Origin of the sequence: Mesorhizobium sp. WSM3860, from assembly GCF_002294995.1 — a bacterium.
Lineage (GTDB): Bacteria > Pseudomonadota > Alphaproteobacteria > Rhizobiales > Rhizobiaceae > Mesorhizobium.
The window spans coordinates 1-14,629 of record NZ_NSGF01000005.1; the positions used below are offsets into that span (position 1 = coordinate 1).

Genomic DNA, 14,629 nt, shown 5'->3' on the forward strand with positions numbered 1-14,629 from the left:
GATCGTCGAACTGACGCTGGCCAACGATCTTTTAGAGGGCGCGCTCAGCAAAGCCGGCCTGTTGAGCGCAAAACGATGATCGATTCGGCCGCCGCCATGTCGCGACGCTGATGAAGCGCATGGGAATTCTGCGATCTATCGGGGCCCGAACACGATCAAGCCAGCTGCGGGACACAACATCTACCCGTATCTGTTGCGCGGGATGAAGATCGCACGGCCGAACCATGTCTGGGCGATGGACATCAGCTACATCCCGATGCGGCGCGGCTTCGGCTATCTGGCTGTGGCGCACGATCAAATACGAGAAGGTCTATCTGCGCGCCTACGACAGCGTGTCCTAGGCCCGCGCGTCGATCGCCCGGTATCTCGCCTTCTATAATGGAGGGCGCCCGCATTCGAACCTTGACGGGCGCGTGCCGACGAGGCTTATTTCGGCGCGCAAGCGATCGCCACGGCCGCGTGATCGTCGCCGCGCGATTTTGCTGCAGCTCTGGTCGGGCTTACGCCCTCCCGATGCCGCAGCAAAATCGCCAAGCCCCACGCTCAACGTAACCCCCAGGATGCCACTTAAATTCCGCGGGGCGCTGTCCAAACAAGCGGAGCCAGCTCTCTGCTCCCAACTGATGTAGCCGGGATGGGCGTCCGGGCTGCATGCGACCCATTCATTGGGCTCACGTTTACGGAGCTGTTTGCTGCCGATCACGCCGGCATTTTGCTTCGCCCATGCTCGGCGGGGCTTCTTCGAACCGGCCGACATCGCGAAGATTCCGCGAGGGCAAGAAGGGCGAGCCGGTCTGCCCGATCGTGCTGGAGGCGGTCAGGCGCCTCGACGCGCTTCTTTGATCGAGCCGTTCATGAAGGCATTTGGGACGACGACGCACGACCGAGCTTCGGGCGGTTGTGGACGCGCGCCTTTATATTGGCTGGACAGGCTGCCAGTGTCGGGCATTGCCGGACCGCTTTCCGCCGGCTCCCACGGTTCAACGCTATTTCTATGCCTGGCGGAACAATGGCTTGCGGAAGACCAACTTCCACCTGGTGGCTGCGGCGCTTGGTCGCGAGGCGAGCCCGAGCGCCGGCATAATCGAGAGTCAATCAGCAAAGACCACGGAAGTTGCCGGTTTGCGTGGCTACGATGCTGGCAAGAAGATCAAGGGCCGCAAGCGCCATATCATTACCGACGCCTGAGGGTCACCTTGTCGGGCTGAGGGTGCACGCGGCCGACATCCAGGACAGGGATGGGGCAGTTGGCGTCCCCCTCCATTCGACAGCGCTACCCGTGGCTGCGCCATCTATTTGCCGACGGCGGCTACGCCGGAAAAAACTAATGCAGGCCCTTTGCCGACTTGGGCACGTGGCCCATCGAAATCATCACGCGCTCCGACACCGCCCAGGGCTTCGAGGTTCCGCCGCGACGATGGGTTGTCGAGCGAACTTTCGCCTGGCTCGGGCGCTGCCGCCGGCTCGCCAAGGATTTCGAGGCGACTATCGCAAGTGCCGGGCGTGGATATTCATCGCCTCCAAACGACTGATGCTCCGCCGCCGCGCGACTCAACCTCGCACGTAGCCGAGTTTTGTGTCAGGCTCTAAGAGCTTTCCGACCCGCTAGTGCCTACAACCGGATTACGCTGCCCCCGATCGGCGTTTGGCTGCGTATGTATAGGTCGTCCGATGGCGGGGTCGCGCCGGAAACCACGAGCATTTCAACTTTAATCCGACGCTTATCTTGAGCGAGATTGATAAGTGTGAGCCACATCCTACCCATCGCAAAACCAGATGACTGCGATACACAGACTGAATTTGACGTGGGGTCAGCGGTGGATTGAGATTCGAACAGTCGGAGAGCGCAACGCGCGGGTGTCGCCTCGATCCGTCGCCGGGGCCAGGCGGATACCGGCGGCGGACGACTGATCACGGAGCGGGCGAGGGACATCTCGAAAATTGACGACAAAACATTCGCGATCACGCTCAATGAACCCATGGGGATTCTGCTCGAGATGATGAGGAACGCGTCTGCGCCGTGCCTGTTCATGCTGCGCGAGAAGGATACGAATCGCCCAGCAACCGATAGCGTGAATTCCATTATCGAATCGAACGCGAACGGAGAGGAGGGTTGGTTGGGGTGGCCGAAGAGCGATGAATATGAGGCTATTCGGGCCAAATGCCCGGCTGTCGAAACGCTGGAAGAACGCTAGGTACTGGCTCCCAAGATGCAACAAGTATACCGGAATTTCGTGGGCACCGTTCTGCTGGGTGAAGTTGTCTCGCCGATCGCGCGGCTGCAAAACGCTGACCGGCCTCACCGGCACGCAGGGGCTCACCCCGATGTCGAACATGCAGAAGGCCTGAGCGCAATGGCCGTGTACATCCTGCGCAGTATATTCACCAGCGCCGTCATGGCGATGGTCGGGATTTTCGTCTTCCTGCTTCTCAGGTCGGAGCCTAGTGACCCGGCCGTGGCCGCGTGGCGAGCTGGCGGCCTAGTTGATCGTATCCTGACGGTATTCGCGATACTTGTTTTTCCGTCCCGGTGTTTGTGGTCGGTTTCTTTCTCATTTATTTGTTTGTCATCGTATCACATCGGCTACCGGTCCAGGAATACCGGCCGATTGACCATGGCTTGCGGATCTGATCCTGGCTACCGCGCGTTAATCTCTCCCGCGCGCCTTTGCTCACCTTGCCAACCGAGAACCCCCTGAATCTCCGAATTCTTCCTCTTTCCTACAGGCAACGATATGACCGTTTCTGATCCGTTGAACGCCGTTTTCGAGCACATCGAGGCGAACCGCACCCCCTTCCTCGATCGCCTGATCGATTACGTTCGGCACCCGAGCATCAGCGCCGAGAATGTTGGCATCGCCGAGGTCGGCGCGCTGCTGGTCGAGATGCTCGCCGGGATCGGACTCGAGACACGCCTGGTGTCTACAGAAGGACACCCGATGGTGGTCGCGCGCTGGCAGAAGGCGCCGGGCAAGGCGACGGTGCTGCTCTACGGCCATTACGACGTGCAGCCGCCTGCCCCGCTCGACAAATGGCTCTCGCCACCCTTCGAGCCGACCATCCGTGATGGGCGCCTATACGCACGCGGTGTGGGAGACAACAAGGGGCAGCATTTCGCACAGATTTTGGCAATTGAGTCCCACCTCAAGGTGCATGGCGCGCTGCCCTGCAACGTCATCCTGCTGCTGGAAGGCGAAGAGGAGATCGGTAGTCCGCACATCGCCGATTTCGTCCGTGCGAACATCGGTATCCTACAAGCTGACCTTGCTGTCACCGCCGATGGTCCGCGTCATTCGAGCGGCGCACCTGTGATCAAGTTCGGATCGCGCGGCGAGGTCTCTTTTGAACTGCGCTGCCGCCACGCTAGCGGTGACTTGCATTCGGGTAACTTTGGCGGCGTTGTGCCCAATCCGATCTGGACGTTGGTGCATCTGCTCGGCACCATGAAGAATGCCGATGGTGAAATCACCATTGACGGTTTCGACGATGAAATCGAGCCGCCGTCAAAGGAGGAATTGGCAGCGGTCGAGCGGTTACCTCTCGATGTCGAGGCTGTGAAGCGTGGTCTCGATCTTGCGAGACTCGATGCGCCGGTGGAACGGCCCTTCTACGAGCGCCTGTGTTTCCGCCCCACGCTTACGATCAATGGCTTTCATGGCGGCTATAGCGGGCCTGGTAGCAAGAGCGTCCTGCCCAACGAAGCCTTCGTGAAATGCGACATACGGCTTGTGGAAGCACAGGATCCCGCGGACATCCTGCGCAAGGTGGCCGCCCACGTGGAAAAACACGCGCCCGAAGTGGAATTCATAGCGCAAGGGACTATGTACCCCTCGAAAACACCCATTACCTCCCCTTTGAGTGCGCCGCTTCGCCTCGCTTTCGTCGCCGCGCAAGGGGAGGAGCCTTTGCTGGTTCCCGCAGGTTTCGGCACTCTCCCTAACTTTGTATTCACTAGGATGCTCGGTATTCCTGCTTTCGATACGCCTTACGCGAACCACGACCAGGCAAACCATGCGCCGAATGAGAATCTAACACTCAGTTGCTTCTACAGCGGGATTCGCACAGGCGCTGCGTTGTTGCACGAGCTTGGCCGGTTACAACTTCCGGCGCGCGCGGCCGGTGCAGTGCAATCCGCCCCCACACAGATGGTCAACTAGTAAGGCTCGAGTAGCTAGACCGGAGATCGTGCGCGTAGGGGGTCGTGCAACGTGTTTCAAGCAACGAAGGCTTCGACCGGTGCTTGTCCCGGACTACTTCATCTTCCATGCGCGTGTGCTGGCATAGCGCGCAGGTGCCAGATTTCCTCACCTCGGGTAAGGGGCAGGGGCTGAATGCTGGATTGGAAAAGGTGCGGATGACTCTCCAGATTGGGCACGCCGCCATGAACCCTGCCCAGATCTCCAGGCATACCCAACCACGGACCGCTCCATTCAGCTGCTTCCGTGCTAACCAAAGGAAGTGCAACAGATGCCAACGATCGACGCCGAGCGGTTGCTATCGGATCTCAGACGTTTCGCGCAGTTCGGCGCGTACAAGACGGGTGTACATCGTCCGACCTATTCACGAGAGGACATAGAGAGCCGCCGCTGGCTTGTGCAGCAGTACGAAACCGCAGGGCTCCAGGCCCATATTGACGGGGTCGGCAACGTGTTTGGCACGCCTAGGTCGGATCGACGATCGCTGTTGATCGGGTCGCACGCTGAGTCCCAGAATTATGCCGGATGGCTCGACGGGGCCCTTGGTGTGATTTACGGTCTTGAGATTGCCCGAACCTTTGCGGAAACACTCGGCTGTGCAGGCCTTCTCATCTCACCAGTGGCGTGGGCGGATGAAGAAGGTCACTACGTGTCAATGCTCGGAAGTCGTTCCTTCGTTGGTGACATCGACGAGGCGGAGATCGATCGCGCGGTGAATGTCAATGAAGGGCTGCCGCTCAGGGACGCGCTCCGTACGGCCGGCCTAGCCGGCGTTCCCCGATCTCTGGTGGAGCCGGAACGCCACGTCGGCTACCTGGAAGCACATATAGAGCAGGGCGACGCGCTGGAGGCCTCGGGCAACCGGATCGGTATTGTTACGAGCATCGTCGGGATCTGGCAGTATTCAATCATCTTTCACGGCATCCAGAACCACGCCGGTACAACGCGCATGGCGATTCGTAAGGATGCCGGCGTTGCTGCAGCGACGCTAGTCCTGGCCATTGCCAAGCGCTTTCCTGAAGTGGCCGGCCCGTGCTCCGTGTGGACCGCGGGCCGCATTAACCTGGAGCCGGGCGCTCCCAGCATAATTCCGGGCAAGGCAGAGATGGTTTTCCAGTTCCGCGATTCTGAGATGCCGGTGCTTGAACGCCTAGATGCTCTGCTAAGGGAGTTGGTCGAAGAAACCGCCTTGAAAACGGGTTGCCGCACCGAGATCGTGCGGACCGAGACCGGCAAACCATGCAATATGGATCCGGCCTTCCAGAACGCTATAGAGAACGCGGCTGCGCGCCATGCTCCAGGCGCCCATGTAAGGATGCCAAGTGGAGCTGGTCACGACGCACAGATCGTGGTGCCCAGACTGAGGTCCGCTATGCTTTTCATCCCAAGTATTGGCGGTATCAGCCACCATTGGACGGAAAATACAGATGATACCGACCTGGTGCTCGGCTGCCAAGTGCTGGCTGATGCCGCGGAAACGATACTGCGTGACGAGGAGGAAAACTTGGACTCGCGCGGCTAAACGGCTCCTGCGCGACACCTTGAAAGCTGGGTAAACTGCGAAGCTGGATGAGAGTTTCCCCGTCATGTGATGTGTCCATGTAATGCACGTAAGTAACCACTGACAAGCCTGAAGGACAACCATCGCCTGCGAACGGCCGAAATAGCATGCAACTTCGCCACCGCACGCGCGTAGGAAGAAATCCTGCACCGGGAGGCTCCGGGTCCTTGCTCAGATCGAGACTCCAGCCGCTTGCAAAAGCTCGCGGCGCCGACCACGGGTTCACGGAGCCGGACACCGGATGTTATCTGGCGAGCCTGAAGACCAGGGCAGTCAAAACACCTCTGCGTCGCCCGAATCCTGAACACCCTTTGAAGGCTGCTGAAATCCAAACTCCGTTATCGCCCGGGCATGCTGCAACAGCAGCCGCGGCAAAGCTAGGCGAAGTGGCTGTTATCAGGGCGCCCCAATCGAGCAGTTCCAATCCTGCCGCTCCACCGGACCCGAGCTGCGTCCGATCAACGCATCGCAAAGTAAGCAAATGGGAGAAATGACCGAATTTGCCCATGTAGAAGCATAGTTCCTATCGCGGCCTGCAGCGCGACGGAAGTGACATCAGGTTGGCTTATCCCGAAGCTATGGCTGTGCAGCGCGCCGGATGCATCCGCCGCTCCGGCTTCCATCCTTGACTCGATCCGGAGCGCCAGCGCTTGGTTTGAAATGGCCAATGTCGAGGTCGACGGAGCTCAATATCAGCGATCGTTAGGGTAAAGCTCTTGCCGCTTGTCTGTATTGTCAGTTCACATGCGACGTATGCGCCGTCGATAAGGTTTCTCAAAAAGCGATGGATGGAAGCTCAAAAATGCATTGGACAATAGCTTGGTTTAACCCCAACGTAGTCCAAAGAGCGTCAGACGGCTCGTCAAACCCTCAGTCATAGGCATCCCCGAGACCATTTAATGGGATATCCTCCGCTCCTCCCGCCGCACTTTCCCATTGATGAATTCCGCTCGCGCCTCGCAGCTTTGCGTTCCATCATGGCCGAGCGGCGCGTTGAAATACTCATAGTGGATCAGCATGAGCATATGATTTTCTTCAGCGGTTACGCGTCCACAGCGGCAATGTACCAAGCGCTACTTATCCCGCTCGAAGGAGAGCTGGTGCAAGTGGTCCGCGCCCTCGACGCAGCAACTTTCAGCCATAAAAGCTGGCTCACCGACAGCATAATGTTCGCCGACAATGAAAATCCGATCAAGGTCGTGGCCGATACCGTCAAGGCTCGGGGTTTTGGAGCCTCGGTCATTGGCGTTGAACGCGATAGCCATTTTCTCACTGTAAACCGGGCACTGGAGCTAGAAAGCCTGCTGTCGACTGCCAAGATCGTTGATTTCTCCCGTGTCATGTGGGAAATGCGGTTAGTCAAGTCGCCGCTCGAGCTTGCCTACCTTGAGAAGGCAGCCGAGATATGCGACCGAGCGGCGGCAGCAGCCTTCCATGCAGCTCGGGCCGGTGTCAGCGAGCGTGAGGTCTTCATAGCGATGACCAGCGAGGCGTGGCGCAGTGGCGCGGACAATGCGCAGCTCGCCGCAATCTCCTCCGGACCTTCGACATCCTTTCACGCCTCGCTCGGCGAACGCGTGTTGCAGGAGGGGGATAACGTGTTTGTGGAACCGGTTCCGCATTTTCGCGGCTACACCGCCAGGATGATGCGCTCGAAAGTCATCGGTGTGCCAACTGACGAACAACTCCGTAGTGCGGAAACGATCATCCGAATTCAAGACGATCAGTTCCGCACCATGAAGCCTGGCGCAAATGCAAAGGAAGTCGATCGCATTGTGCGCGAGGGAATGTTGAAGGGTGGCTTGCGCGACAGCTATACGAATATAACCGGATATACGCTTGGCCTCAAATCTCCGCCTCGCACCAGTGATTTTACTCGCGTCTTCCTGGCCGACAGTGACTGGGAGCTTCAGGAAAACCAAGTCTTCCACATGTATACTTCGGCTCGAGGCCTGCCGTTCAGCGAAACCGTCGTCGTCAGACCGGAGGGCGGGAAGCGCCTGACGAAAATGGAGCGCAAGCTTTTCTACTGAGTGGCACTCGTCGCAAAAGCCATGACGGTGAGGTTCGATGGTTCCATCGCCCATGATCGCCTTGCGGCCGGCGACGTCGGCGACGCCAACGGCGCTTCCGCGGCTGGATTGAGTTTGTCATTGGCACGTTGTGTTGTGCTGAAGGAGATGCACCGTAATGCTGTCGTGCGACTTTGGCATAGGCAAGATGACCGTTGTGGACAGCGATTGAATGCAACCGGGTCAACAGTACATTGAGGCGGCACATCGTTTCAGGGGAAGCCGGCGCTTGGTTCTTCTTCATACGTACGGGCTACCCAGGTGCTGCATAGGCCAGATTACCGAGTGTGAGATTTCTAACTCACCACGAGCAGAATACACGAGCAATTTGCCTGTCAGGGCGAACCACTGTCGCGGACCGAAAATTCTGGCTCGGCCCAGACCTGGACAAAGAGCCAAAATGTTCGGCGACTGCATTGGCAGTGCCGGGCTAGCCCAACAATACCTTAGGGAGGAACGATGGATATGCCTGAATTCGGGGGACGCCAATACCTTGATGGTCGCGCGTCGGATCCAAGCAAACTCGGTTGGATGCGCGGCGCGCCGCCCCCCGCCGACAAGCGCATCACGTTCGAAGGTGACAGCATCCTCGCCTTCCCACAAATCCGCTGGTCGTTGTCACACATGCGTGAGCTGACTCCCTCAGTGAACGTCTGGCGGGGGCGCGGCGCACCTTCGCACTTTGAACGCTATGAGCGGACTACTGAGATTGACGCGCTCACGATCACAGACACGGACGGACGCATCCTCCGCTTCGACCAAGCGCTCCTCGACACCTACACTGATGGCATATTGGTATTGCATCGCGGACAAATCGTTTATGAGCGGTACTTCGGCGCGCTCGAGCCGCACCTGCCGCACGCATGCCACTCAGTCACGAAGTCATATGCCGGCACGCTTGCCGCTGCTCTTATCGCTGATGATGTGCTCGATGATCGCAAGACGATTCCACACTACCTTCCCGAATTGCGGGGCACCGCCTGGGAAGACGCCACCCTGCGCCAAGTGATGGATATGCAAACAGGGCTAGCCTACACGGAGGTTTACGGCGAGGAGGAGTCGGACATCTGGAAATACCACCGTGCCTGCGGCAGGCGACCGCGGTTGGCCGGCTACGATGGTCCGCGGAGCCTGTGTGACTACTTGGGAATGATACGTAAGGAAGGCGAACACGGCACCTTCGAGTACAAGAGTGTGAATACCGACGTAATGGCTTGGGTGATGGCCCGCGTGAGTGGCCGTACGTTCGCGCAGCTGCTGCAGGATCGGCTGTGGAGCCCGCTCGGCTGCGAGGAGGACGCCTACGTTCACGTCGATCCTGCCGGCATGCAAATGGGTGCCGGCGGCTTGTGCGTAACCCTTCGCGATTTCGCGCGGTTCGGTGAGATGATGCGGTGCGAAGGCATGTTGAATGGCAAACAGGTCATTCCCGCATCCGTCGTGCGGGATATACAGAGCGGCGACCACCCGGCCAAGCTTGACGATGGCTATTCATATCGCAGCCAGTGGTGGGTCACGCATGATGAGTTTGGTGCCATCGAAGCCCGGGGCATTCATGGCCAGCGCCTCTATATCGCACCTGATGCCGAGATGGTCGTTGCGCGCTTCGCATCGCATCCGTTGGCATCGGCCGTCATCGGCGACAAAATTACTATGCCGCAAATGACTGCGTTGGGGCGAATGTTGCGTGCGTAGCCCTGTAGTGCGAGCAACTATAGGGCGCTCCATCAAATTATCGCGATATCGGCTGGCCAAGCACAGAAATGGCGTAAGCCGCCGTAGCCTCGTCCGCGAACGCAGTGGCGACACCGCCACCCCTTTATCCAATTCCGACGCGCCGCCATCTCTTGCAGGCAGCAAGAAACGCTATGGGTTGAACGCCTTGCTTCTAAGAACTCGGAAAGAAAACATCTTTGCAATGTCGTGTGCAATGCACGCTGGACGGGATAAACGATATTTTTTCGGAGGAACATCAATGCACAAACTATACTGTTCGCGGCCTGCTGGGGCAATCCTTATGCAATTTTTAATGGCAGGAGCGATGTGATGGGAGATGATGTCCTGCAGCCGCCGCTTCCTCATGGCGAGCAACGGATCCGGGTGCTTCACAACGACGTCACGATCGACCGGTTTCGTTGGCTTCGGGACCGGAAGAATCCGGATGTCCGCTCATACCTTGAAGCGGAGAACAGCTACGCGGAGAAAGCGACAGCTCACCTGAAAGGGCTTAAGGCGGAACTCATTGCTGAGATCGAAGGGCGTCAGCCTTGCCAGAGTGCGCCGCCAGCCGTCCAAGTTGGACGTTTTGAGTATTTCCAAAGACACGAGCAGGGGCTGGCTCATCCGGCGTGGTGGCGCCGGCCGGTGGCCGGAGATCCAGCCGAGCTTGTTATCGATCCGAACGCGCTCGAAGGGGCGGAACTCTTTTACCAACTCGGTGTCTTCGAGCCGAGTGACGACGGTCGTTACGTGGCCTTCAGCTTCGATGTCATCGGTGACGAGAACTACGAGCTTAGGGTGCGGGATATGGAGACCGGTAGCGAAGTCTTGAGGGGCTCGAGGCGTGCTGCGATGGTAGCTTGGGCCGCAGATGGTCATACCCTGTTTTTCACTAGGGAGCGGGCTGACCTGCGACGACAAACTCATGAGCTTATCCGCGTGGACGTTGCAACCGGGGACTCTGAGGTCGTATTCGAAGAGGTGGACGAGCGACTGAATGTGGGGATAAGGCGCTCTGACAGCGGCGCCTGGCTGTTTCTGGATGTAAAGGGCCTCCATCGAGGGCCGGTTGAGGTGTGGTGCCTTTCCGCTCACCAGCCGGACGCTGGATGGCGCCGCTTGGTGACGCGTGAATTTGGTCACCATATCCTTGCAGAGCACTGGCAAGACAATTTCCTGTTCCAGGTCGATGACGCCGGGCCGTATTCCAGACTGGTGCGTGCGCCGATTGACGACCCCTCACCCTCCCGCTGGGAAGAGGTCATACCGCATCGGAAAGGCGTGACGCTCGAGGAGGTCCACTTGCTCGAACACCATCTGATTGTACTGGAGCGGGAAGGCCTTCGTCCTCGCTTGGTCTCGCGCAACGAAAGCGGGCGGATTGTGGCCACGATCTTTCCCGACGAGCCAAGTTGCACTTTTGAGGTCGGATTGTCCACGGGGGGTAGCCATTCGGCCCCACGACATCCGTTCCGAAGCTCGAAGCTGGTTTACTCGGTTAGCTCGTTCGTAACGCCCGATACCTTCGTTGAGCATGATATCGCTGATGACCGCTCGGTAGTCCTGCACCAAGCCCGCCTTCCCGGGTATGACTCGGCTCAATATGTGGCGACGGTATTCATGGCGGAGGCTGAAGACGGGGTGCAGGTCCCGATCTCGTTGGTCTCGCGCCGAGATCGAACAAGCCCAGGGCCGGTATTGTTGAATGTGTATGGCTGTTACGGGACGTCGAGATGGCCCTCGTTCTTCACTTGGCCATCATCGATGACCGCGCGTTTGAGCCTGCTCGATCGCGGAGTTGCTTTCGGCATCGTGCACGTTCGAGGGGGCGGCGAGCTCGGATGGCCTTGGCAGGAGGCGGCTACTCGCGATCAAAAGCGTATCACCCACACAGATCTGATCGCCGGCGCCGAGGGGCTTGTTAAGCGGGGAGTCGCCACCCGCGACGGGATTGCCATTGAGGGATCGAGCGCTGGCGGGTGTACCGTGCTTGCGACCGCGGACCTTCGGCCTGACTTGTTCCGCGCCGTGCTCGCTGAGGTTCCACTCGCCGACCTCCTAGATACCGAGCTGGACTTCGCGATGCCGTACGCGCTCAGAGAAACGGCGGAGTACGGAGATCCTCACATTGCCGATGAATATCGCTGCCTACGCAGCTACGACCCATACTACAACCTCAGCGCCGATCGTCAACTTCCGCCCACCTACATCGAGGCGGCGCTCGAGGACAGCCAGGTGTTGTATTACCAGCCCGCTCGCTACGTGGCACAGCGTCGTTCCTGCGCGGGTGGCCGTGACCCGACCCTTGTCTTTCGCATGCGGATGGTGGGCGGCCATAGCGGCCCTTCACATGGGCCTACCGTAGCCGAGGAAGCAGCATTTCGCATGGCCTGGGTGCTCGACCAGCTACGACGCTGAGGAGCTGAGCGGTGGTAGCAGCGCCCGCTGATCGGGCCGTCGAAGATGTACGGTCCGTCGATCCGGTCGCAGCGCAACGCGATGAGGGTCAGCGTCTTCCAGTGATGGGGTGACGGCCCCCCACGCCATCGATGTGCCAGATGGAAAGGAGCCACTCCGTGACCGAATATCGGCCTGGCCAAGAATGGCTTTCAAGCACACAGAGTAAGTTCCGCGGTCATCTTCCGCTGGACACTGCGGCGCAAGTGCTGGCTTCTTTGACACTAACCTGTAGAAGTTTGAAGTTGATCAGCTGGCGTCTGAGAATGGTCCGTTTTGCTCTGCCCGAGAGGATTAGGCAGCGATCATTTTCTCCTTCGCCGGCTGGGGCCGTGTCAAGGAAGGTCTGCATCGATGCACCATGCGCACTTCAGACGATCGTGAGCACGGATTTCACCGCATCGTGAGCACGATTTCACGGGATCATGAGCAACGATTTCGGGTTATCGTGAGCAGCGGATTTCAGACGATCGTGAGCACCTTTTTCGGAGGGCTGGACGCTTCGACCGACAACTCAGCCTGTCTACAGGATGCCTCGTTCAAAACGAGGAGCCTGATGCCGCTCAGAGATTGTCGATGCGCCGGATCAGAGAAGTTTTACGCCTACGACATGTCCAGCGCGCTGACGAACGTGCCATCGCGCTCGGGGTCAGCAATGGCGCGCCGCAAAAGCCCCTGGCGGCCGGTGCCCGATTGGAGCTAAGGAGTTGCGCCGGCGCAAAGTAACGCTGGTGCTGCTGTGGGAAGAGTATCGTTGGCCAATCCTGACGACTTTGGCTACACAACGAGTTTCGAGGTATGAGTCGGGGTGCAAAATTGACCCACAAGCCGGGGAATCGTCGTCCAATTTTAACCCCCCTGAGCTTTGATTTGCGACCATCAGCTCGTCGTGGCGAGCGGATGGTGTGGGGATGAAGTCGGTGGATACGATTGCCGGGTTCGGCGCGCCTTCCATGTTCAAGGATGGTCGCTCAAGCGGATTTGCCGCGAGCTGCATGTGTCGCGGAACACCGTCCGCAAGATTCTCAGATCCGATGAGACATCGTTCTCCTACGAATGGGAGCGGCAGCCCAAGCCGAAGGTCGTCCGTGGCGGGATCAGCTTGACGGGTTTTTGAATGGCAACCGTGGGGCAAGGCGGCGCGCGAGCAACTGACACCGATCTGGATTTACGAAGAGCTTTGCAGCCTCGGTTACGAGGGTGGCTATGACGCCGGCCGCCAATACGCGAAGATCTGGGCGAAGGCGCAGGGGTCGGCGATGGCGGATGCCTTATGTGCCGCTGTTCTTCGCGCCGGGCGAGGCCTACCAGTTCGACTGGAGCCACGAGATCGTCCTGATCAAGGGCGTGACGGTGACCGTGAAGGTCGCCCATGTCCGGCTATGCCACAGCCGCAGGATGTTCGTCAGGGCCTATCAGCGCGAGATGCAGGAGATGGCTGTCCGACGCCCACGACAGAGCCTTTGCCTTCTCCGGCGGCGCCTGCACGCGCGGCATCTACGACAACATGAAGACGGCAGTGGAAACGATCTTTGTTGGCAAGGACCGCCAATACAATAGCCGCCTCCTGCAGATATGCACCCACTATCTGGTGCAGCCGGTCGCCTGGCGTCGGGCTGGGAGAAGGGTCACGCTTCTTCACGCCTAGGCTGCGCTTCAAGACCTATGAGGAGTTGCACGCCTGGCTGCATGACCAGTGCGTCGCCTAAGCCAAGGCGCGCCGGGTCGCAGCCCTGCTGCAGCGGATGGCAAGTCAACCATAGGCGCATTCTACTGATCATGCCAAAAGGCAATTCTATGCTGCGCGCAAGCCAGCTATCCTGTGGCGAGGACTCGAGGGATGATTGGCACGTCATGCCGATTGCAAGGCAAAGATCCTCGATGGACTAGACCATCTGTGGGTGGCCGATATCACGTTCCTGCATCTGGCTGAGGAGCGCCGTTTCCTGGACGCGTGTCGGATGGGCGTTGAATGCGCATTCTTTAGCAAGCCTTGCGCTCGAGGCTATCGAGATGGCGCTCGCTACACGCGCAGCCCGAACCAGGGAGCCTCGTCCAGTCATTCCGACCGCGGAGTTCACTACGCCTGCGGAGCCTACTCCGAAATTCTACATCTTCACGGTATCCAGGCGAGCATGAGCAGTGTCGGGTCCTTAAAACAACGCGCAGGCGGAAGCTTCATGAAAGGCGCTCAAGCAGGATGAAGCTGCAACGCCTCAACTAGAAGGATGCGGCCGTTCTGCGAACGGATCGGAGCCGTCATCGACACCAGCCAGAACCAGCAACGGTTGCATGCGGCGCTCTACTCTCTAACTCCGGGGGAATACGAACAGAAGCACATTCACGCACACGAGAGATGGAAAAGGCGCGTGACGCGGGAGGTGTCCCCGATTTTCCTTGTCTGAGTCCGGAGGAGTAGACTCCACCACTTCTGGAGTTAGCGAAGCGGATGTCCCGGATTGACGAAACACGCAGTCTCAGCATCGAAGGCAGCTTTTTCCAAGCCCAGGCGGCGTTAAAATGCGGGCATGACGAATGTCGTGGCGCGTTCGTTCCACGGCTAGAAAGCCACGCGACCGACGGCCGCTCGTCGGGGCCTAAGCACAGCCTTGGCGCCACCGAGC

6 protein-coding genes and 5 pseudogenes are annotated in these 14,629 nt (G+C 59.0%); 10 read left to right on the forward strand and 1 reads right to left on the reverse strand.

Annotated features, from left to right (window positions below; all coding sequences use genetic code 11):
- Positions 1 to 86: 86 nt before the first annotated feature.
- Together CK220_RS10585 and CK220_RS32365 are read left to right on the forward strand one after the other, a co-directional pair.
- Positions 87 to 463, forward strand: a pseudogene (locus tag CK220_RS10585) (integrase core domain-containing protein); the annotation flags it as partial.
- 373 nt (positions 464 to 836) lie between these two features.
- Positions 837 to 1,567 (forward strand): annotated as a pseudogene (locus tag CK220_RS32365) (IS5 family transposase); the annotation flags it as partial.
- 244 nt (positions 1,568 to 1,811) lie between these two features.
- On the opposite strand, the gene CK220_RS31860 reads toward CK220_RS32365, so the two are convergent.
- On the reverse strand, positions 1,812 to 2,336 hold the full coding sequence (locus tag CK220_RS31860; protein ID WP_176479052.1) for a hypothetical protein: 525 nt from the start codon (positions 2,334 to 2,336) through the stop codon (positions 1,812 to 1,814).
- 18 nt (positions 2,337 to 2,354) lie between these two features.
- Here CK220_RS31860 and CK220_RS32370 point away from each other — a divergent pair.
- The 8 genes and pseudogenes from CK220_RS32370 to istA form a co-directional block, all read left to right on the forward strand.
- Positions 2,355 to 2,623 (forward strand): annotated as a pseudogene (locus tag CK220_RS32370) (ABC transporter permease); the annotation flags it as partial.
- A 112-nt stretch (positions 2,624 to 2,735) separates the two neighbouring features.
- Positions 2,736 to 4,157 carry a M20/M25/M40 family metallo-hydrolase gene (locus CK220_RS10610; RefSeq protein ID WP_095811503.1) on the forward strand — a complete coding sequence of 474 codons (1,422 nt, stop codon included), beginning with the start codon at positions 2,736 to 2,738 and terminating at the stop codon, positions 4,155 to 4,157.
- Between the two features lie 310 nt (positions 4,158 to 4,467).
- The gene (locus CK220_RS10615) at positions 4,468 to 5,718 is read left to right on the forward strand and encodes a Zn-dependent hydrolase (RefSeq protein ID WP_095811504.1); all 1,251 of its coding nucleotides are present in this window, start codon (positions 4,468 to 4,470) and stop codon (positions 5,716 to 5,718) included.
- 938 nt (positions 5,719 to 6,656) lie between these two features.
- Positions 6,657 to 7,790, forward strand: a complete 1,134-nt coding sequence (locus tag CK220_RS10620; protein ID WP_095811505.1) for a Xaa-Pro peptidase family protein — start codon at positions 6,657 to 6,659, stop codon at positions 7,788 to 7,790.
- A gap of 498 nt (positions 7,791 to 8,288) precedes the next feature.
- On the forward strand, positions 8,289 to 9,524 hold the full coding sequence (locus CK220_RS10625; protein WP_095811506.1) for a serine hydrolase: 1,236 nt from the start codon (positions 8,289 to 8,291) through the stop codon (positions 9,522 to 9,524).
- A 351-nt stretch (positions 9,525 to 9,875) separates the two neighbouring features.
- A complete protein-coding gene (locus CK220_RS10630; protein WP_095811507.1) occupies positions 9,876 to 11,966 on the forward strand; it encodes a S9 family peptidase in 2,091 nt (696 codons plus the stop codon).
- Positions 11,967 to 12,581: 615 nt separating this feature from the next.
- A pseudogene (locus CK220_RS10635) lies at positions 12,582 to 12,801 on the forward strand (IS21 family transposase); the annotation flags it as partial.
- A 115-nt stretch (positions 12,802 to 12,916) separates the two neighbouring features.
- A pseudogene (gene istA, locus CK220_RS32375) lies at positions 12,917 to 13,711 on the forward strand (IS21 family transposase); the annotation flags it as partial.
- Positions 13,712 to 14,629: the final 918 nt, after the last annotated feature.